At 61.4% G+C, this 539-nt stretch carries 1 protein-coding gene; it reads right to left on the minus strand.

The features are described 5' to 3' along the window. Nucleotides 1–36: 36 nt before the first annotated feature. On the minus strand, nt 37–539 hold a 503-nt coding region (locus IMZ11_RS43595), incomplete at its 5' end, for a TetR family transcriptional regulator (protein ID WP_228649572.1).

Raw genomic sequence — 539 nt, forward strand, 5'->3', positions numbered from 1 at the left:
GTGTGCGCACCGCGTCGATGATGTAGGCCTCAGGCATTACTGGTCTCCTTTGACAGTGGCGTTCTCGGCGGTGATTCCACCGAGCACGATGGCGAGGTATTGCCGGCCGACCTCTTCGGCCGAAAGCGGCCCGCCCGGTTGGTACCAGCGGACCGAAACCCAGGTGGTGTCGCGGATGAACCGGTACACCAGGTCGACGTCGATGTCCTGACGGAACGAGCCGTCGGAGATGCCCTGCTGCAGGATGTCTATCCACATCTTGCGCTGTTCGCGGTTACGCTCGTCGACGAAGCCGAACTGCGGGATCGACGAGAGTCGCTTGGCCTCGTCCTGGTAGATGACAACTTGCGCATGCCGGTGCTCGATGGCCTCGAAGGACGCCATGAACAAGCCGGTCAACTGGCCCAGCGGGCTGGTTTCGCGGTCGAGGATCTCCTGGTACCGCGCGAACAGCCAGTCCAGGAAGTCCTTGAGCACCTCCTCGACCATCTGCTCTTTGGACTTGAAGTGGTGGTAGAGGCTGCCTGACAGAATTCCTG

Origin of the sequence: Microtetraspora sp. AC03309 (genome assembly GCF_020826795.1) — a bacterium.
In the GTDB taxonomy this organism is placed as follows: domain Bacteria; phylum Actinomycetota; class Actinomycetes; order Streptosporangiales; family Streptosporangiaceae; genus Microtetraspora; species Microtetraspora glauca.